Below are 18,736 nucleotides of genomic sequence, written 5' to 3'. Positions count from 1 at the left end.
GCCCGATCCGGGCTCGCGGACCACCAGCGGCGTCTCCATCAGCTCGGCCAGCGGCACCGGCCGGGTGCGGCGCGCCCACTCATGTCCGGGCGCCACGACCACCACCAGCCGATCGGTGGTGATCTCGTGGGTGGCGACCGGCACCGCCAGGCTGTCGGGCAGATCGGGGCTCTCCACGAAACCGAGCGTGGTGCCGGCGCTGAGCAGGCGTCCGACCTCCTGGGAGTTGGCCACGGTCAGCGACACGTCGGCCCCCGGGTGCTCGGCGCGCAGTGCCGCCAGCCAGCGCGGCAGCAGCTCCTCGGCGATGGTCTGGCTTGCGGCCACCCGGACGCTGCCGGCGTGACCACGTCCGATGGCTGCGGCACCCAGCAGCAGTTGCTGGTTCGCCTCGAGCACTCGCCGAGCCCAGTCGACGACGAGTGCGCCGTCCCGGGTGGGGGCGGTGCCGGTGGCGCTGCGGGTCAGCAACTCGAGGCGCAGCAGGCGTTCCAGCCGGCGCAGGGCACGACTGGCGTTCGGCTGGGCCATGTCGAGCGCACGGGCGGCCGCTCCCACACCGCCGTGCTCGACGGTGGCGACCAGCACGGCGAGATCGGCCACCGTCGGGTAGTGGTGCGGCGGAAACTCCACGGTCATATCGACATCGTATGACTGTCATGCGAAAGTACCGTCTACTCAGATATGCCTGGACGGCGGATGGTAGAGGGGTGCCACAGCAGAGTTCCCGTCCGGTTCGACAACCCGAAGCACCTGCGGCCGTTCGGGGGCGGTTGCGGCAGGGCTCGCCGGTGCCCGGGCTGGTGCTCTGCTGTGGTGCTGCCGTGGTCACCCTGGTCGGCCAGCAACTGGTGCCGGCCGTCAGTCCGCTGCTGGTGGCGATCGTGCTGGGCGCCGTGGTCGCCAACGTCATCGGCGGACGCGGCGGCTTCGATGAGGCGGTCGCGCCCGGCGTCCAGATCGCGTCGCGGCGGTTGCTCCGGCTCGGGGTCGTGCTGCTGGGGCTGCAACTGTCCGTCGCCGACATCGCCGGGCTGGGCTGGCCGGTGCTGGTCGGGGTGCTGATCGTCGTGGCCGGCGGCATCGCGGCCACCCTGCTGGCCGGACGGCTGCTCGGCGTGAGCCGCACCCAGTCGCTGCTGATCGCCTGCGGCTTCTCGATCTGCGGAGCGGCCGCGGTGGCCGGCGCGGAAGGTGTGTTGCGGCGACGCAGCAGCGACGAGACCGCCACCGCGGTGGCCCTGGTGGTCGCCTACGGGACGGCGATGATCGCCGTGCTGCCGGCGGCGTCCGCGCTGCTCGGGCTGGACGCGACTTCCGCCGGCATCTGGGCAGGGGCGTCGGTGCACGAGGTGGCGCAGGTGATCGCCACCGCCGGCATCATCGGCGAACCCGCGCTCAAGGTCGCCGTCGTCGTCAAGCTGGCCCGGGTGCTGTTGCTGGCGCCGGTGCTGGCCGCCATCTCGATCGGGCAACGCGGCGGACGCACCGCGGCAGCCGGCAAGCAGCCGCTGGTGCCGCTGTTCGTGGTCGGATTCCTGGCGGCCGTCGTAGTCCGCAGCCTCGGCATACTGTCGGCGCCGGTGCTGCAGTTGGCGAGCCTGCTGCAGACCGGACTGCTGGCCGCGGCGATGTTCGCGCTCGGCACCTCGCTGCACCTCTCGGTGCTACGCCGGGCCGGCGTCCGACCTGTGCTGCTCGGACTGATCGCCACCGTCGTGGTCGGCGGGCTCGGGCTGCTCACCTGCCGACTCGCCTGAAGTCCGAGCCTCATCTGCGGAGTCCGCGCGAGACCCAGCAGAGGCCGCCTTCCGCGCGGCCGCCCGGCGCCGGTACCGACGCACGATCGGCCAGCCGATCACCCCCGCCACCAGGGCGAACGGCAGCAGCCCGCCGATCAGCACGAACAGCGCCGCGACCGAGCTCTGCAGCGCCTCCCAGCCCTGGATGAGACCGATCAGCAGCGGGTTCTGCGGAGTGTCGGACTGTCCGGTCCTGAGCAGCGTCACGGTCACCGGCGCGCGCTCCACCTGGTTCTTCAGCGCCTTCTGCTTGGCCAGCAGCGACTCCAGCTCGGACTGCCTGCTGGTGAGTTCCTCCTCGACCTTGGCGATCTCGGTAACCGAGCCGGCCTTGTCCATCAGTGCCCGGATCCGGCTGATCGACTCACGCAGGGTGCGGATCCGGGCATCCACATCGACCACCTGCTCGGTGACGTCGCGGGCGGTCACCGAGCGGGTGACCAGCTCGCCGAGCTTCGCGGCCTCGGTCAGGAACCGGTCGAGGTTCTCGCTGGGCACGCTGAGCACGATCCGCGAGTTGCCGCTGGTGGTGTTCGCGCTCGTCCAGATCGACTCGGACGCCACATAGCCGCCCATGCTCTCGGCCAGCTGCCGCAGTTGCTCGGCGGTCGCGTTCAGGTCGGCGCAGCGCAGCGACAGGGCGGCCGTGCGGGCCACCTGGCGATTGGTGGTCGGCCCCGCCTCGGACGGCGCCATCGTCGCAGCCGGCGCCGGTCCGTCTCCGGCAGGTCCCGATTCGGGCGCGGAGTAGGAGGGGCTCGTCTGGGTGCAGCCGACCAGGCCGACCACCGACGAGAGCAGCACAGCAGGTAGCCACAGTGAGAATCGAGAGGTGCTCATGCCTCCACCACGCAGCAGGCCGCCGTGTTGTTGCAGGAGCCGGCGGCTTGAGCTCAGCCGTCCTCGGGTGAGCCGCGCAATTCGAGCCCGATCTGCTCGGCGTCGACCACGGCCAACGCGTGGCTGAGCACCTCGGCGTCGAAGACGCCGTCGTCGCGGGCGTCCAGCAGCGCCGTCCGTTGGGCTTGCAGCACGTCGAGTTCGACCCGCTTCAGCCCGCGTCCGGACTCGCGGGCGCGTTCCTGCTCGGCGGTCTGCCGCATCAGATCGAACAACCGGTCCCGCTCGTCGGCATCGCCCTGGCGATCCTCGTCGGTGGCCGGACGGCTCAGCCAGCGCACCACCAGCGGCAGCGTGGCGCCCTGCACCAGCAGCGAACCACCGGCCAGCGCGAAGGCGACCAGCAGCAGCATCGGGCGTCCCGGGGTGTCGGACGGCAGCGTCTGGGCGGCGGCCAGTGAGACCGCGCCGCGCATTCCGGCCCAGACCAGCAGGCCGCCTTCGCGGGGTCCGATCGGGTTGCTGACCAGGTAGTCGATGGTGGCCCGCTCGCGCCGCACCCGGGTGAGCACCTGGGTGATTCGCTCGGGGCTCCAGGGTGACCGGCGTCCCTTGCCCTTGGCCCCCCTTGCGGCCGCCTTCTTGGCGGCCTTGCGCATAGCGGCCGCACGTCGTGGATCGGCGGGGACCTGTGGCCCGCCGATGAGCGGAGGTTCGGGGACGGCGTCCGGGTTCGCCAACCGTTGCTCCAGATAGTCGGCCCACAGGTTCATGCGTTCCTGGCGACTAAGTCGGCGCTGGGTGCGTCGCGACATGCCGGTGACCAGGCTCACCACATAGACGCCACGGATCAGCACCGACCCCAGCCAACCCACCGCAGCCACCCAGGCCACGGTGAGGGCGGTGCTGTGATTGTGATCGGAATGGGTGATCAGGCCGTGCAGTTGCAGGCCCATCAGCAGGAAGATGCCGCTCTCGAGCACCAACTCGACGGTCTTCCAGTTCTGCGAATCGGAGAGCCGGGCCCACGGTGAGAGCAGCCGCGGAGCGCCGTAGCCGGAGATCAGCCCGGCCACCACCGCGGCGACCAAACCGGACGCCCCCAGCTGCTCAGCGGGAACAGCGGCCATGAACGGCGCCGCGTAGGAGATGACGGTCGAGGGAGCGGTTTCGGTGAGTTTGGAGCGCAGCCACAGATGCAGCCAGCCGACCCCGAATCCGATCAGCGCCGCGGCGGTCACCGCCCACAGGAAGTCCAGCACGACTCCGCCGAGCGCGATGCCGCCGGCCGCGGCGGCGATCGCCGAACGTAGTAGCACCAGCGCGCTGGCGTCGTTGAGCAGGCTCTCACCCTCCAGCATGGTGAGCACCCGCTGCGGGACGCCTACCCGGCGGGCAATCGCGGTGGCGACGGCGTCGGTGGGGCTGACGATGGCACCCAGCGCGATGCCCCAGGCCAGCGAGATGTCCAGGCTGGCGCTGAAGAACCAGCCCAGCAACAGGCTGCTGAGTACGACCAACACCACCGACAGGCCCGCGATCGAGCGGAACTCCCGGCGGAAACTCATCGCCGGCATGGACGCGGCTGCCGAGAACAGCAGCGGGGGCAGCACGCCGATCAGGATCCACTCGGGATCGACCTCCAGGCTCGGCACGCCGGGCAGGAACCCGACCACCCCGCCGATGACCACCAGCAGCAGGGGAGCGGCGACCCGGATCAGCCCGCTCAGCGCCGACGTCGCCGCGACGCACAACAGGACGGCGGTCAGCAGGATGACGACGTGTTCGGCTTCCACTGGTTCAGCATGCCGTTCCGGCGCACGCACGGCCACCAGCCGTTGCTCGAGCCTGTCGAAATCTGCGCGGCTCGGGTCTCGACAAGCCCGACCCGGCGGATCGGTCCGCGTGGCCGCGGAAGCTCAGGCCGCCTCGGCCTGGGCGCGCAGGAAGCGTCCGAAGTGCGGCACGGTGAACGCGATCCGGCCGCGCTCACTGGCGTAGATCAGACCCTTCTTGATCAGCGCATCGCGGGCGGGGGAGAGGGACTGCGGCTTGCGGCCCAGCGTCTGGGCGACCAGCGCGGACGGCACAGTGCCGGTGTCGTCGGCATCGGCGTCCGCCATCGCCCGCAGATACTCCCGTTCGGCGGCCGTGGCCCGCTCCAGCCGCGATCCGAAGAAGCCCACCGCGAGTTCGTGCTCGGCCTCGGGTGCGGCGACCGCGACGTCCTCGGCGGTGATCGGCGAACTCGGCGCCAGGTCCCAGACCACCTTGCCGTAGGCCTGAACGAAGTACGGGTAGCCGCCGGTGACCCGGTACATGGCGTCCAGGGCCTCGGGGGTGAACGCGGCACCCTCGTCCGCGGCCGGTGCGACCAGCGCCAGATCGGCCGACTCACGATCCAGCCGGTCGATCCGGGCGTAGGAGAACAGCCGTTCCGAGTACGATTTGGACGCGCTCAGCACCGCTGGCAGATGCGGCAGCCCGGCGCCCACGACGATCAGCGGCAGGCTCTGCTGGCCGAGTTCGTGACAGGCGGCGCAGAGTGCCGAGACGTCGTCGGCACCCAGATCCTGCATCTCGTCGATGAACACCGCGACGCCTTTGCCCTGGTCAGCGGCCAGTCCGGCCACGTCGGTGAGCAGTTCGACCAGATCGATCTCGATGTCGCCCGAGTCGGCCCGGCCCGCGATGGACGGCGCGCTGATGCCCGAGTTCCACCGGTCGTAGGCCTTGGTGTTCGGCGGCGCGGCGCGTTCCACGAAGGCCTTCAGGGTGGACAGGACGGCGGTGGCGTCCGGGTGGCCGAGTTCACGGATGGCCATGTGCAGCGCCGCCCCGAGCGGACGGCGAATGCCCTGGTCGGGGCGGGCCTCCAGCTTCCCGGTTCCCCAGCCGGCTCGGACGGCCAGCGACCGGGTGGCGTTGAGCAGCACGGTCTTGCCGACGCCGCGCAGCCCGACCAGCACGATGGAGCGCTCCGGACGGCCCCGGGCGATGCGTTCGATGACGAAGCGGAACGCCTCCAACTGCGGGTCGCGTCCGGCCAGTTCGGGCGGCCGCTGGCCGGCGCCCGGCGCGTACGGGTTTCTGATCGGGTCCACGATGGGACTGTATGGCCTTCTCTAGCGCTGACGGCAGATTGAGCCAGAGTGTCGCAGAGCCACCCCACCCTCGCGCTCGCCGAACTACTTAGGGCTCGCCGAATTCAGCGAGCCCTAAGTAGTTCGGGGAGCGTTGAGATTCGTTGGCCGATCCCGCCGAGCCCTCGGACGCCGTCCGCGCGTGGGAGAGCAAGCCTCCGACGACGAGTTGTACGGCGGGGGAGGACTCGACCGCCCGCCGGACCATCAGGTGGATGGAGCGTGTCGGTGTGGGATTGGTCACCGTGACCCCCGCGACGCCGGCCGGCAGGTCGATGGTGCACAGGCGCGGCATCACAGCGATGCCGATGCCGGCGGCGACGAAGGCGATCGCGGTGGGGTGGTTCGCCGTCCGCACCGAGTAGGGCGGGGAGAACCCGGCCGATACGGCGGCCCGGTGCAGGTTGATCACGCACCAGGATTCCTCCGAGTCGTGCGCGATCCATCGCTCACCGGCGAGTTCGGCCAGGTCGACCTCATCGCGTCCGGCGAGGGGGTGGTTCTGCGGCAGCACGGCGACGTAGGGCTCGTCCAGGAGATGGTGGGAGTGGAAGCCCGGCGGGGCGGCGAAGTCGCGTGACCCCACCAGCACCTCGACGTCGACGTGTTCACCTTCGCCGGTGGGCATCTCCAAGACGCGAAGATCGAGCCGCAACCGGGGGTGCTCCGCCAGCACCCGGCGCACGATGCCGGGGATCCACGCCATCGCCGCGGACGTGAAGTAGGCCATGCTGAGCGAGCCGGCCCGTCCTTCGCGCAGATCGGACACCCGTGCCTCGACCTCGGCGAGCTCACCGAACAGCCGCTCGGCCGCGGCCACCAACTCGAGGCCTGCGTCGGTGGGTTCGATACCGCGTCCGGCCTTGCCGACCAGCGCCAACCCGGTCTCCCGGCTCAGGGCCGCCACCTGCTGGCTGACCGCGGACGGCGTATAGCCCAGATTCGCGGCCGCGCCCTGGATGGAGCCGGCGGCGACGACCGCGCGGTAGATCCGGAGTCGCTGGAGATCCATCATGAGCGTCACCGTAGAGCACGAGGTAACACGGCCACCGAATAGAGGTCGAAACAGCAGCGCTGCTTCATGGTGAGCGGAGCGCTCAGATGACTTCGCGGGCGGAGGCACCGACGGCCGTCGTGGAGTTCGCTGGTCATCCTTGTCGCTCGGAGCCGGCGGCCAGTTGGCTCAGTTGCCGGAGTTCGGCGATCTGCCGGCGGTACTTGGCGGACGCCTCAGATTCGGCGTCCGCTCCGAACGGGATGCGGGGCAGGTCGCGGGTGCGCCGATGGGTGGCCTCCAACTGCCACGCCACGGGAATGAAGATCGCCACCGCGAGCACGAACTCGATGCCTGTCATCACGGCCTCCTCCAGATTGATCTGGATTCCAGCCTGGCCCTACTCACTGATTAGCACCAGCGCTGATTTCTTCATCATCGTGAAGCTGTACTGAACTCATGGAGGGAGGGAGAGGGGCGTTCGCACGGCCGATCTATGCTCCCGACATGAGCGGACGCGAGGCAGCGCCAGGCGGTGTGGGCGATCCGCTGTGGGGCGTCGAGCAGTACCCCCGCACCGCCGAGACGGTCGATTCGTGGCCCTCCGCGCGCCGACAGTCCTATCTGCAGGCGTTGGAGGAGTTGCACGCGACCGGACGGCTGAGCCGCCGCGAGATCGAGAAGACCATGATCGAGCGTGCGCGGGCGGAGGCCAGGCATGCCCGCGAATCCCCCGCGGCGACGGACGGGTACGAGCGCTATCCGCGTCCCTCGGGTGAGGTGGAGATCGGCTTCTATCACTACGGTGACGGCCCGGCGTCCGGGTCGGGCTGGCGATAGTCCGAGACGCCCGGCGTAGATCGTCGACGGGCGCGGCGCCCTCGATGCGGTGACGGCAGATGGTCGTCGCGACGACACCGTGGCGCGGGGTCTCGACCCCGGACGCCGTGAGGTGGAGGATGGGCAACGCGGGCGAGGAGGCCCGCGGAGAGGAGCCTGACGTCGCTCGTGATCGACCAGCAATCACCCGCCGGCGCCTCGCAGCGACCTTTGACCTACGGTTACGTAACCGGTAAGTTGGCGCAGCGCACGCAGAATTTCCCGGTTCGTGCGACCCGAAAGGATCCGACGTGTCCGAACCCGCTGTAGATGACTTCGTCCAGCTGCTCACCCCCGACGGTGAGCGCGTTCAGCACCCCGACTTCAGTTTCGAGGGCAGCTACGAGACCATCGCCGGCTACCTGCGCGAGATGATCCTGGCCCGGCGCTTCGACAGCGAGGCGACGGCGCTGCAGCGCAAGGGCGAGCTCGGCCTGTGGCCGCCGGCGTTGGGCCAGGAGGCCGCCCAGGTCGGCTCGGCCAGCGCCACCCGGCTGCCCGACTACGTCTTTCCCTCCTACCGCGAACACGCGATCGCGCTGCACCTGGGGGTCGACCCGGTCGAGATGCTGAGCACCTTCCGGGGCACCGCGATGGCACCGTGGGCCAACGACGTTCCCGGCATGCACGTCTACAGCTTCGTGATCGGCACCCAGACACTGCACGCCGTCGGCTACGCGATGGGCCTGCAACGCGACGGTCTGGTGGGCAACGCCGACCCCGATGCCAACGGCGCCGCGGTGGTCTATTTCGGCGACGGGGCCACCAGCCAGGGCGACGTCAATGAGGCGTTCATCTTCGCCGCCTCGTACACGGCGCCGGTGGTGTTCTTCTGCCAGAACAACCAGTGGGCGATCTCCGAACCGATCGCGCTGCAGTCGAAGATCCCGCTGTACCGCCGGGCGTCCGGCTTCGGTTTCCCCGGCGTCCGGGTCGACGGCAACGACGTCCTCGCCGTGCATGCCGTCACCAGTTGGGCGCTCGACCGGGCGCGGCGTGGCAAGGGTCCGGCGCTGATCGAGGCCTACACCTACCGGATGGGTGCCCACACCACCTCGGACGACCCGACCAAGTACCGCAGCAACGACGAGACCGAGCAGTGGCGCCAGCGCGACCCGATCAGTCGGGTGCAGACCTACCTGCAGAACCGTGGTGCCATCGACCAGGCCTGGCTCGACGCCTTGGACGCCGAATGCGAAGAGTTGGCGGTCCGCGTCCGGGAAGGTTGCCTGACGCTGCGCGAGCCGACCCTGGAGGAGTTCTTCGATCACACGGTGATCGACCCGGGCGAGGTGCTGCTCGAGCAGCGTGACGAGTATCTCGAATACGAGGCCGGCTTCGCCGATCATCCGGACGCCGACACCGATGACGAGACCCACGTCCAGGTTCAGGAGGCGTTCTGATGGCGACCATGACTCTCGCGAAGGCGCTCAACGCCGGCCTGCGTCGGGCCCTGGAGGCCGACCCCAAGGTGCTGCTGGCCGGCGAGGACATCGGCAAGCTCGGCGGTGTGTTCCGGATCACCGAGCACCTGCAGCGTGACTTCGGCCCCGACCGGGTGATCGACTCGCCGCTGGCCGAATCGGGCATTCTCGGCACCGCGGTCGGCCTGGCGATGCGCGGCTACCGGCCGGTCGTCGAGATCCAGTTCGACGGCTTCGTCTACCCGGCCTACGACCAGATCATCTCGCAGGTGTCACGGCTCTACTTCCGCACCCATGGGCACCTGAAGATGCCGATCGTGATCCGCATTCCCTACGGCGGCGGCATCGGTGCGATCGAGCACCATTCGGAATCGCCGGAGGCCTATTTCGCGCACACGCCGGGCCTGAAGGTGGTCACCTGCTCGAACCCGCTGGACGCCTACTGGATGATGCAGCAGGCCATCGCCTCGAACAACCCGATCGTGTTCTTCGAGCCCAAGCGGCGCTATCACGAGAAGGGCGAGGTCGACACCGAGATCGAACCGATGCCGCTGTTCCAGGCGCGTGTGGTGAAACCCGGCGACGACCTCACCCTGATCACCTACGGACCGATGGTGCGCACCTGCGTCGAGGCGGCGCTCGCCGCCGGCGAAGAGGGTCGCAACATCGAAGTGATCGACCTCCGCTCGCTGGCGCCGCTCGACATGCCCACGGTGATCGAGTCGGTGACCAAGACCGGACGGGCGATCGTCGTCCACGAGGCGGCGATGACGCTGGGCATGGGCTCCGAGATCGCCGCCCGGCTGCAGCAGGCATGCTTCTACTCATTGGAGGCGCCGGTGCTGCGGGTCACCGGGTATGACATTCCGTATCCGCCCAGCCGGGTGGAATCCGCCTACCTGCCCGACCTCGATCGGGTGCTCGACGCCGTCGACCGATCCATGGCCTACTGAGGAGAATGCGATGAAGGAATTCCACCTGCCCGATCCCGGCGAGGGACTGGTCGAGGCCGACATCGTCCGCTGGGTCGTCTCCGAGGGCGACGAGGTCAAGGTCAACGACATCCTGGTCGAGATCGAGACGTCGAAGTCGATCGTCGAGCTGCCCTCGCCGTGGGCCGGCCGGATCGCCCGGCTGATGGTCGACGAGGGCGCGACCGTCGAGGTGGGTGCCCCGATCGTGCTGATCGACGACGGGGTCGCCGCACCTGCTGCGCCGCAGGCGCCGACCGAGGTCACCGATGCGCCACCGGCTCAGCCTGCTGAGGCTCCGGCTGCGCAGCCCGCCGAGGCTGCAGCCGCCACCCAGACCGGCTCGGCCGAGCCCGCCCCGGAATCCGAGGCGTTCCTGGTCGGCTACGGCACGAAGTCGTCGTCGCTGGCGCGGCGTCCGCGCAAGACCGCGGGCGGGGTCGGCAAGCCGATCGGCCCGGTCACCGACCAGGTGCACGACTCGTATGCCGCCGACCAGCCGGTGTCCCGTCCGATCGATCAGTCGACCACCACCGGACCGCTCAGCGCCGAGGCCAGCGGCGAGCCGCTGCCCCGTCCGGGCAAGACCCCCAAGCCGCCGTCGGCCGCCAAGCGGGCGCTGGCCAAACCGCCGGTGCGCCGGCTGGCCCGCGACCTCGGTCTCGACCTGGACGCCGTGATCGGCACCGGGCCGGGCGGCACGATCACCTCTGACGACGTGCTCACCGCAGCCGTGCTCTCCCGCGGGACGCCCGAGGCTCAGACCGGGGTGACCTCGCGGGTGCCGCTCAAGGGCGTCCGCCGCGAGATGGCCCGCACCATGGCCGAGTCGTACAAGGTGCCCACCGCGACGGTGATCATGCAGACCGACGTGACCGCCTCGATGGAGCTGGTGGAGCGGCTGCGGGCACGCCGCGAGTTCGCCGGGCTACGGGTCTCGCCGCTGCTGATCTTCGCCAAGGCCGCCTGCCTGGCGATCGCCCGCAACCCCGACATCAACTCGACCCTCGACATGGCCGCCACCGAGATCGTCCGCAACGAGGACGTCAACCTCGGCATCGCCGCGGCCACCCCGCGCGGGCTGCTGGTGCCGAACATCAAGCAGGCGAACACGATGAACCTGCTGCAGTTGGCCGAGGCGCTGCACAACATGGTGCAGGTGGCGAAGTCGGGAAAGGTCTCCGCCGAGGACATGCAGGGCGGCACCTTCACCATCACCAACGTGGGCGTCTTCGGCGTGGATGGCGGCACGCCGATCCTCAATCTGGGCGAGTCGGCGATCATGTGCCTCGGCACCATCGCCCGCCGTCCGTGGGTGATCGGGAAGGGTGCCGACGAACAGATGGTGATCCGTTCGGTGTGCACGCTGTCGCTGACCTTCGACCACCGGCTGGTGGACGGCGAGCTCGCGTCGAAGTTCCTCAGCGATGTGGCGGCGATCCTGGCCGATCCCGGCCTGGCGATGATGTTCTGAACCCTGCGGCAAATAAGGATCGGGATCGGGCACGGTAGTCGGTGCCCGGTCCCGATCCATATTTGCGGCGCAATCGCGACGACGGGCGCATCGTCTAGATTCGTCCGGGACGACCGGCTCTTCTAGACGAATCTGGGTGTGGCTCATGGGTAAGAAAGTCGACTTCATCGTGGCCGACGTCTTGAGTCGCATCTTCCGCCAGCAATGGCCGTCGGGAAAGCTGCCGACCCAGCGGGAGTTCGCGCGTGAGTACGGCGTCTCGAGGTTCACCATTCAGGCGGTGATCGAGAACCTCACGCTGATCGGAGCGCTCAGCTCCACGCAGGGTTCGGGCACCTACGTGCGCGAGGGCCTGCGTAAGAATCCTCTGATCTACAACACGATGACCCGAACGCCGTACGAACAGATCGACTCGCGCGTGCTGCACCTGAACCGCACGTCCCCGAGCGCCGATGAGGCTCTCCTCTTCCAGCTGCCCTCCGGTGGTGAGATCTGGCAGTTCGACCGACTGCGAATCATTGACGGGGTGAGCTCCCAGATTGAGCGCACGGTGATGCCCGCAGCCATGTTCCCGACCTTGTCGGACGCCGTTCTGGAGAAGTCGGTTCAGGGGTTCGTGGAGGGGGCCGGCTACCGCATCTCGCACTACATGACGAGCTATCGGCCGGTGACCGTGACTCGACAGGACGCGAGCATCCTGGAGTGTCGCCGGGGAGCCCCGGCGATGGCCATCGATAGCCGCGGGGTGCTGACCGACGGTCGCGTCTTCGCACACAGCGAGATGATCGCGCTGAACTATGAGGTGTCCTACATCAGCCGGTTCGACCGCGAGGTGCACCAGGCGCGGCTCTAGATCGAGAGCCGCGCCTCGTCACGGGGTGACGAGCGTGCCGTCGGCGGTGCGACTGGTGGTCCAGGGGTGCTCCTTGAACACCCCTGGGAACTCGGCGGCCGCATCCACGTCGAATGAGACACCGATGCCGGGCTCGTCGGAAGGCCGCAGGAACCCGCGGGATTGCACCGGGTAGCCCGCGAACATCGCCGCTGTATTCGGCTGCACGTCGAGGTTCTCCTGCACGCTCGCATTGTGCAGGTGAACGTTCAGGTGGGTATTGACCGCCAAACCGACCGGAGTGATGTCGGACGGCGTGTGCCAGGCCAGCCGGATGCCCATGGCATCGGCGAAGTGGGCCACCTTGAGAGCAGGCGTGATGCCTCCGATCTGCGAGACATGGATGCGCAGGAAATCGATCTGGCGACGCACGACTAGTTCCTCCCACTCCTTGGGATTGTTGAACAGTTCGCCCGTTGCGATCGGGGTCGATGTCTGGGCCCGCAGCTTCTCGTACCAGGCGGTCTGCTCAAGCGGCAGAACGTCCTCGAGGAAGTACAGGCCGAAAGGCTCGCACTCTTTCGCGAACCGGATCGCGTCGGACGGGTTGAATCGCTCGTGCACGTCGTGCAGCAACTCGATGTCGTCGCCGTAGCGGTCGCGGACCGCCTTGAACAGCCGTAGCGTAGTGGCCGCGTACTGGCGCGGGTCGTAGTAGCTGCCGGGCAGCGGGTTCTCGGGCGCCTGCAGATCTGTCGCATTACCGCCGTAGAAGCCCAACTGGACCCGGACGTGGCGGTAGCCGTCGGCGAGGTGCCTGTCGATCTGGGTGTAGAGGCCGCCCAGATCATCGGCTACCGCGTGGGCGTAGGCGGGGATGGCCGTTCGCGACCGTCCGCCGAGAAGCTGATACAGCGGCATCCCCGCCAGCTTTCCCTTGATGTCCCACAGGGCCATATCGACCCCCGCGATGGCGTTGTTGAGCACCGGGCCGTTGCGCCAGTACGAACTCATGCGCATCACGTGCCACAGGTCCTCGATGTCATTGGCGTCACGCCCCAAAAGCAGCGGCCGGAGGTAGTCGTCGACGGCGCTCCGGACGGCCCATGGGCGGAACTGGAAGGTGGCGCAGCCGAGACCCCAGGCGCCGGCGTCGGTGGTAACTCGCACGACCACCAGGTTGTGCTTGTCTGGCTTCGTCACGATGGCCTCGACCTGGGTGATCGTGCTGGGGGTCATCAGGATCCTTTCGCTGCATGTCTGCGCCGCTATTCAACCGGCTGCGCCGGAGGAGCCGCCAGCATGGCTCGGTCAACGGCGCCAAAAGCTCGTAGTTGCCAGTCCAATGCTTTCGCGGCTTCGTAAAGAGCAGGCTTACATGCTCCAATCTACCCAGTCGGGACCGGGGATTGGATCGGTACCATCGCTCGGCTGGGGTCGAGCTGTGAATGAGAAATGAGAGAGGGGACTGTAGATGCGCTACAGCGAGGTAGCTGAGAAAGTCATCGCCGCCGTCGGCGGGGTGGACAACGTCAGCAACGCGTGGCACTGCATGACGCGCTTGCGCTTCGACCTCAAGGACGGCGCCAAGGTGGACATGGCCGCACTGGACGGCGTTCCTGAGGTGATCGGGACCAACGTCCAGAACGGTGAACTGCAGGTGGTGGTCGGCACCGAGGTGGAGAAGTACTACGAACCGCTGGCTGACAAGCTCGGGCTCTCCGACAAAGCGGGTGGCGGCGAAGCAGCCGGTGGAAAGCGCGGCTGGGTCGCACTGGCCATGGACACGGTGTCCGGTGTCTTCGGGCCGATCGTCCCTGCCATCGCGGGCGCGGGCATGATCAAGGGCCTGATGGCCGGGCTCGCGGCACTGGGCGTGATCTCGAACAAGAACGACACCTACGTCGTCATCGACATGCTCGCGAGCGGTGTCTTCACCTTCCTGCCGTTCTTCGTGGCCGCGTCCGCGGCGAAGATCTTCAAGACGAACATGTTCATGGCGGTCGCCATCGCCGCCGCCATGCAGTACCCGACGATGACCGCCGCCGCAGCCGCCAAGGAGATCACGGCGTTCATGCTGTTCGGCGTCATTCCGGTCCCGGTGTTCAACTACGCCGGAACCGTGATTCCGATCATCTTCTCGGTCTTCGCGCTCAGTCACATCTATCGCTGGGTGGACCGGGCACTGCCGCGCGTCCTGCGGACGGTCTTCACGCCCACCTTCTCGCTATTCATCGCCGGCACGCTGGCGCTCACGGTGATCGGCCCCATCGGCATCTTCTTGGGCAACCAGCTCGCCGCCGGCGTTGCCTGGCTGTTCGCCTTCTCGCCCATCCTCGCGGGCGTCATTTTCGGTGCCACTCGCCCGATCGCGATCTTCACCGGCCTGCACCATGCCGAGACCCCCATCGCGTTGCAGAACTTCGCGACCCAGGGTTGGGACATGCTCATGCCGATGATGTTCATGGCCAACATGGCCATCGCCGGTGCGACTGCGGCGGTCTACTTCAAGGTGCGCAGCAAGGATCAGAAGACGGTCGTCGCATCTGCCGCCGTGTCAGGTCTGCTGGGCATCACCGAGCCGGCCCTGTTCGGCGTGCTCTCCAAGTACCGCCGGGCGTTCGTGGCGGCGACGATCGGCAGTACTCTCGCGGCGACGTTCTTCGCCGTCACCGGCGTCCGGATCTACGCCTACATCCTGTCGTCGATCTTCAGTCTGCCGGCCTACGTCGGTCCCTACTTCCCGTTCGCGTTGGCCGGCATTGCCATCGCCATCTCCAGTTCGTTCATCCTGACGATGTTCTTGGTGCCGGCCGAGCGTCCGGCGGACGAATCTGCAGTCGCCCCGGAGGCGGCGGCGCTGGGAGTCAAGGGTGAGCGTGTGGAACTGGTTGCGGTCGCGCGGGGCGCCTTTGTGCCCCTCGAGGAGGTCAGCGACGCGGTCTTCGCCAGCAAGACGGTCGGCGACGGCTACGCGCTGCAGCCCGCAGACGGCGACGTGTATGCGCCCGTGTCGGGCACCGTCACGGTGGTCTTCCCGACAAAGCATGCGATCGGCCTGGAGACCGATGACGGAGTCGAGGTTCTCGTTCATCTCGGCATCGACACGGTGTCGCTTCAGGGTGAGGGTTTCGAGGTCTTATGCGCGCCGGGCGACCGGGTCGACCCGTCGACCCTGATCGCCCGGGTCGACCTCGACGCCGTCCGTCGCGCCGGCAAGGATCCCGTGATCCTGGTGCTGGTGACGAACCTCGGCAAGGTCTCCACCGTGAACGAGTTCGACGACGCCGACGCCGCGCTGCAGCGGGGTGACAGCGTCGTATCGGTCAGCGCGGCGGTCTGAAGCAGCTGAAACAAGGATCCGGATCGGGCTTGGACTGACCAGCCCGATCCGGATCCCTTTTGTTCGGGGCCCCACCAGGGAGGTTGTATTCATCTACATTCGCCTATAAAGCTCCGCTATCTAGACGAATCTAGGTGCGGACCATGGACAGAAGCGTCTACACGTTGTGAGCGGTCCGATCCATCGGGATTGACGATGGATTCACTCCGCCGGACGATGAAGTCATGTCCGACTCCGATGCGTTCTGCGAGGTGTTCCCACGGACCTACCTGGCCTTTCACCGCCGTGACGGACGCCGCAGCGAGCTGACCAACGCCTCCCGGGCGGTGCTCACCCACCTGGCCGGGTCGGGTCCGATCACCGTCGGTGAGGCCGCTCGGCATCTCGACCGCGCCCAGTCGGTGGTCAGTGACATCGTCACTCAACTGGAGGGCCATGGCCTGCTGGAGCGCGAACCTGATCCGGACGACCGGCGCCGCACCCTGGTCTGGCTCACCGAGGCCGGGATGAACCGGCTGCGCGACGACGCCGACGTGCTCGACCGCACCCTGGTCGCACGCGCCATGGAGCAACTGGACGACACCACCCGCCGCGGGCTGATCGACGGGCTGAACGCCCTGATCGCCGCGGCCCGACGAGAGGACCACCGATGACCACCCAGACCGCTTCCTGCGAGAGCTGCGGCATGCCCATCGAGAGCGGGCACTACTGCCAGTACTGCACCGACGCCGACGGCAACCTGCAGGACTTCGACACCCGCTTCGCCGCAATGGTCGGCTGGCAGCGGCGCCGGCACCCCGACCAGTCCCAAGAGATGATCGAGGAACAGACCCGGGCCTACATGGCGTCCCTGCCGGCTTGGCGCGGGCACCCGCGGCTCACTGATCGCGCGATCGACAACTGCTGACAGGTTGCGCGACTGGTTTCGGGAAATATGCCGAAAGCAGTGGCCGATCCCGAAACCTGTGGCCGATCGCGCGATCGACCGCCGGCCGTTCTTCGACGAGCCGGGGGTGATCATCAACGGCCGGGTCTGACAGGCTGGGGGCATGGCCCGTGGCGATGTGCTGATCACTCCCGACGAACTGGACGGCGTCCTCGCCGATGTCGATCTGCTCGACGTGCGATGGCGGCTGGGTGAGCCGTCCGGGGCGGGGCGCGACCGCTACCGGGAGGCCCATCTCCCGGGTGCCCGCTTCCTCGACCTGGAAACCGTGCTGACCCGGCACGGCGAACCGACCGACGGACGGCATCCGCTGCCCGACGCCGACACCCTGGCCCGCGGCCTGGGTGCGCTGGGTGTGGACGGCAGCCGTCCGATCGTGGTCTACGACGAGGCCGGCTCGTTCGCCGCCTCCCGCGCTTGGTGGGTGCTGCGCTGGGCCGGGTTGGACGTCCGCGTCCTGGACGGCGGAATCGATGCCTGGACGGTGCACAACCGCCCGATGACAACCGGTGATGCGATCGTCGAGAGTGCCGAGCTGCACGTCACGCCCGGACAGTTGCCGACCATCGAGGCCGACGACGCCGCCGGCTTCTCCGGCACCCTGATGGACGCCCGCGCGCCCGAGCGATACCGCGGCGAGACCGAGCCGATGGATCCGGTCGCCGGGCACATCCCCGGAGCGGTCAACGTTCCGGTCAGCGACTTCTTCGCCGCCGACGGACGGCTGCCCGAACAGGACCGCCTGCGCGAACTGCTCGGCGACCAGACCGCTCCGCTGGCGGCCTACTGCGGCTCGGGGGTGAGCGCCGCGCAGCTGGTGCTGGCGGGTGCTGCGCTCGACCTCGAGATCGCGCTCTACCCGGGGTCATGGTCGGCCTGGAGCAACGACCCGTCGCGTCCGGTCGCGACCGGTGAGTCGGAACCCGCATGAGCTACCCCACCACCGCACACACCCTGCTCGACAACATCGAGGCCAACCTGCGCGGCGTCCGGGCACGGGTCGGTGACCGGCAGGTGCTGGCCGCGGTCAAGGCCAACGCCTACGGGCACGGCGCGGCTGCGGTGGCGGCGATGATCGAGCAGCGGCAGGCGGCTGACTGGCTCGGCGTCGCCACCGTCGACGAGGGACGGCAGCTGCGCCGCGCCGGCATCGGGCTGCCGATCCTGAAGCTGTCGCCGACCCGTGGCTTGGACGAGGTCGGCCGCGCGCTGATCTCGGCGCTCACCCTGACCGTGGTCGACGAGGCGTCGGTGGAAGAGACGTCCCGGGTCGCTGAGCAGGTCGGGCTGACCGGAGTCTCCGTCCATCTGAAGGTCGACACCGGCATGCGCCGGGTCGGCATCGAACCCGCCGCGGCGCCGGCGCTGGCCGCGCGGATCGCGTCCGATCCGCACCTGCATCTGCAGGGTCTGTTCAGCCACCTGCCGATCTCGGACACTCCGGACGGCGTCGACTTCACCCGCGCGCAAACCGAGCTGTTCCGGGAGACGATCGCCGCCGTCGAGGACGCCGCAGGCCCGGTGGAGATCAAACATCTGGCCAACTCGGGCGCCGTGCTGGGCCACCCCGACACCTGGTTCGACCTGGTCCGTCCCGGGATCATGATCTACGGCAGCCTGCCCGACCCGCAGGCTGAACGCAGCGTCGAACTGCGCCCCGGCCTGGCGCTGACCACGGAGATCTCGTTCGTGAAACCGGTGGCTGCAGGAGAGACGGTGAGCTACGGACGCACCTGGACGGCCCCCCGCCACACCTGGATCGCCACCATTCCGGTCGGCTACGGCGACGGCTATTCGCGACTGCTGTCCAACCGGGGACGGGTGCTGATCGACGGCACCTCCTACCCGATCGTCGGTCGGGTCTGCATGGACCAGACCATGATCGACCTCGGCCCCGAGCCGAACGTCGCGGTCGGTGACGGGGTCGTGCTGATCGGACGTTACGGCGACCAGGAGATCACCGTCGCCGAGGTCGCCGAGTTGATGGGCACCATCCCGTACGAGGTGACCTGCCTGATCACCGGCCGGGTCACCCGCGACTACCGCTAGGGATGCTCTGATCAAAGCCCCTCCATCGTCATCCCGGAC

At 68.5% G+C, this 18,736-nt stretch carries 18 protein-coding genes; 11 read left to right on the top strand and 7 right to left on the bottom strand.

The genetic code is table 11. The features are described 5' to 3' along the window. On the bottom strand, positions 1-639 hold a 639-nt coding region (locus QM624_RS05625; RefSeq protein WP_415089618.1), incomplete at its 3' end, for a LysR family transcriptional regulator. Between the two features lie 152 nt (positions 640-791). On the opposite strand from QM624_RS05625, the gene QM624_RS05620 reads away from it, so the two are divergent. Beyond that, positions 792-1,760 (top strand): YeiH family protein, encoded by a 969-nt coding sequence (locus QM624_RS05620; RefSeq protein WP_415089616.1) that lies wholly within the window; start codon positions 792-794, stop codon positions 1,758-1,760. Here QM624_RS05620 and QM624_RS05615 read toward each other — a convergent pair. The 5 genes from QM624_RS05615 to QM624_RS05595 form a co-directional block, all read right to left on the bottom strand. Beyond that, positions 1,668-2,642 carry a DUF4349 domain-containing protein gene (locus tag QM624_RS05615; protein ID WP_415089614.1) on the bottom strand — a complete coding sequence of 325 codons (975 nt, stop codon included), beginning with the start codon at positions 2,640-2,642 and terminating at the stop codon, positions 1,668-1,670. The two genes, QM624_RS05620 and QM624_RS05615, sit on opposite strands and share 93 nt — an antisense overlap. A 53-nt stretch (positions 2,643-2,695) precedes the next feature. After that, complete coding sequence (locus QM624_RS05610) at positions 2,696-4,438, bottom strand: cation:proton antiporter (RefSeq protein ID WP_415089612.1); 1,743 nt, start codon at positions 4,436-4,438, stop codon at positions 2,696-2,698. Between the two features lie 123 nt (positions 4,439-4,561). Further along, positions 4,562-5,746, bottom strand: a complete 1,185-nt coding sequence (locus QM624_RS05605; protein WP_415089610.1) for an AAA family ATPase — start codon at positions 5,744-5,746, stop codon at positions 4,562-4,564. 88 nt (positions 5,747-5,834) lie between these two features. Then, positions 5,835-6,800: a LysR family transcriptional regulator gene (locus QM624_RS05600; protein WP_415089608.1), complete on the bottom strand. Its 966-nt coding sequence runs from the start codon at positions 6,798-6,800 to the stop codon at positions 5,835-5,837. A gap of 133 nt (positions 6,801-6,933) precedes the next feature. Beyond that, positions 6,934-7,140, bottom strand: a complete 207-nt coding sequence (locus QM624_RS05595; protein WP_415089606.1) for a hypothetical protein — start codon at positions 7,138-7,140, stop codon at positions 6,934-6,936. A gap of 146 nt (positions 7,141-7,286) precedes the next feature. On the opposite strand from QM624_RS05595, the gene QM624_RS05590 reads away from it, so the two are divergent. The 5 genes from QM624_RS05590 to QM624_RS05570 all read left to right on the top strand — a co-directional run bounded on the left by QM624_RS05590 (position 7,287) and on the right by QM624_RS05570 (position 12,380). Beyond that, the gene (locus QM624_RS05590) at positions 7,287-7,619 is read left to right on the top strand and encodes a hypothetical protein (protein ID WP_415089604.1); all 333 of its coding nucleotides are present in this window, start codon (positions 7,287-7,289) and stop codon (positions 7,617-7,619) included. 290 nt (positions 7,620-7,909) lie between these two features. Next, entirely contained in the window at positions 7,910-9,061 is a 1,152-nt protein-coding gene (locus tag QM624_RS05585) for a thiamine pyrophosphate-dependent dehydrogenase E1 component subunit alpha (RefSeq protein WP_415089602.1), read from the top strand. Next, positions 9,061-10,035 carry an alpha-ketoacid dehydrogenase subunit beta gene (locus tag QM624_RS05580; protein ID WP_415089600.1) on the top strand — a complete coding sequence of 325 codons (975 nt, stop codon included), beginning with the start codon at positions 9,061-9,063 and terminating at the stop codon, positions 10,033-10,035. Before QM624_RS05585 ends, QM624_RS05580 begins: the two co-directional genes overlap by 1 nt. Positions 10,036-10,045: 10 nt before the next feature. Next, positions 10,046-11,527, top strand: a complete 1,482-nt coding sequence (locus QM624_RS05575; protein ID WP_415089598.1) for a dihydrolipoamide acetyltransferase family protein — start codon at positions 10,046-10,048, stop codon at positions 11,525-11,527. Positions 11,528-11,672: 145 nt separating this feature from the next. Further along, positions 11,673-12,380: a GntR family transcriptional regulator gene (locus QM624_RS05570; protein WP_415089596.1), complete on the top strand. Its 708-nt coding sequence runs from the start codon at positions 11,673-11,675 to the stop codon at positions 12,378-12,380. Positions 12,381-12,398: 18 nt separating this feature from the next. Here the strand turns inward: QM624_RS05570 and QM624_RS05565 are convergent, their stop codons facing one another. After that, complete coding sequence (locus tag QM624_RS05565; RefSeq protein ID WP_415089594.1) at positions 12,399-13,598, bottom strand: enolase C-terminal domain-like protein; 1,200 nt, start codon at positions 13,596-13,598, stop codon at positions 12,399-12,401. Positions 13,599-13,833: 235 nt separating this feature from the next. Between QM624_RS05565 and QM624_RS05560 the strand changes: the two genes are divergently transcribed. The 5 genes from QM624_RS05560 (at position 13,834) to alr (ending at position 18,697) form a co-directional block, all read left to right on the top strand. Beyond that, on the top strand, positions 13,834-15,702 hold the full coding sequence (locus QM624_RS05560) for a glucose PTS transporter subunit IIA (protein ID WP_415089592.1): 1,869 nt from the start codon (positions 13,834-13,836) through the stop codon (positions 15,700-15,702). A gap of 224 nt (positions 15,703-15,926) precedes the next feature. Continuing rightward, on the top strand, positions 15,927-16,355 hold the full coding sequence (locus QM624_RS05555) for a MarR family winged helix-turn-helix transcriptional regulator (RefSeq protein WP_415089590.1): 429 nt from the start codon (positions 15,927-15,929) through the stop codon (positions 16,353-16,355). Then, positions 16,352-16,609, top strand: coding sequence for a zinc ribbon domain-containing protein (locus tag QM624_RS05550; protein ID WP_415089588.1), 258 nt, complete (start codon positions 16,352-16,354; stop codon positions 16,607-16,609). Before QM624_RS05555 ends, QM624_RS05550 begins: the two co-directional genes overlap by 4 nt. Before the next feature lie 142 nt (positions 16,610-16,751). Continuing rightward, the gene (locus QM624_RS05545) at positions 16,752-17,579 is read left to right on the top strand and encodes a sulfurtransferase (RefSeq protein WP_415089586.1); all 828 of its coding nucleotides are present in this window, start codon (positions 16,752-16,754) and stop codon (positions 17,577-17,579) included. After that, a complete protein-coding gene (gene alr / locus QM624_RS05540; protein ID WP_415089584.1) occupies positions 17,576-18,697 on the top strand; it encodes an alanine racemase in 1,122 nt (373 codons plus the stop codon). Before QM624_RS05545 ends, alr begins: the two co-directional genes overlap by 4 nt. Positions 18,698-18,736: the final 39 nt, after the last annotated feature.

The organism is Micropruina sp., assembly GCF_047606365.1.
GTDB lineage: Bacteria > Actinomycetota > Actinomycetes > Propionibacteriales > Propionibacteriaceae > Micropruina.
This window is presented reverse-complemented; position numbering and strand designations above follow the sequence as displayed.

Excerpts from the sequence above, each read along its gene's own strand:
- QM624_RS05615 (WP_415089614.1), bottom strand. The coding sequence starts at position 2,642 with ATGAGCACCTCTCGATTCTCACTGTGGCTACCTGCTGTGCTGCTCTCG.
- QM624_RS05600 (WP_415089608.1), bottom strand. The coding sequence starts at position 6,800 with ATGATGGATCTCCAGCGACTCCGGATCTACCGCGCGGTCGTCGCCGCC.
- QM624_RS05595 (WP_415089606.1), bottom strand. The coding sequence starts at position 7,140 with ATGACAGGCATCGAGTTCGTGCTCGCGGTGGCGATCTTCATTCCCGTG.
- QM624_RS05590 (WP_415089604.1), top strand. The coding sequence starts at position 7,287 with ATGAGCGGACGCGAGGCAGCGCCAGGCGGTGTGGGCGATCCGCTGTGG.
- QM624_RS05580 (WP_415089600.1), top strand. The coding sequence starts at position 9,061 with ATGGCGACCATGACTCTCGCGAAGGCGCTCAACGCCGGCCTGCGTCGG.
- QM624_RS05575 (WP_415089598.1), top strand. The coding sequence starts at position 10,046 with ATGAAGGAATTCCACCTGCCCGATCCCGGCGAGGGACTGGTCGAGGCC.
- QM624_RS05570 (WP_415089596.1), top strand. The coding sequence starts at position 11,673 with ATGGGTAAGAAAGTCGACTTCATCGTGGCCGACGTCTTGAGTCGCATC.
- QM624_RS05565 (WP_415089594.1), bottom strand. The coding sequence starts at position 13,598 with ATGACCCCCAGCACGATCACCCAGGTCGAGGCCATCGTGACGAAGCCA.
- QM624_RS05560 (WP_415089592.1), top strand. The coding sequence starts at position 13,834 with ATGCGCTACAGCGAGGTAGCTGAGAAAGTCATCGCCGCCGTCGGCGGG.
- QM624_RS05555 (WP_415089590.1), top strand. The coding sequence starts at position 15,927 with ATGTCCGACTCCGATGCGTTCTGCGAGGTGTTCCCACGGACCTACCTG.
- QM624_RS05550 (WP_415089588.1), top strand. The coding sequence starts at position 16,352 with ATGACCACCCAGACCGCTTCCTGCGAGAGCTGCGGCATGCCCATCGAG.
- QM624_RS05545 (WP_415089586.1), top strand. The coding sequence starts at position 16,752 with ATGGCCCGTGGCGATGTGCTGATCACTCCCGACGAACTGGACGGCGTC.
- alr (WP_415089584.1), top strand. The coding sequence starts at position 17,576 with ATGAGCTACCCCACCACCGCACACACCCTGCTCGACAACATCGAGGCC.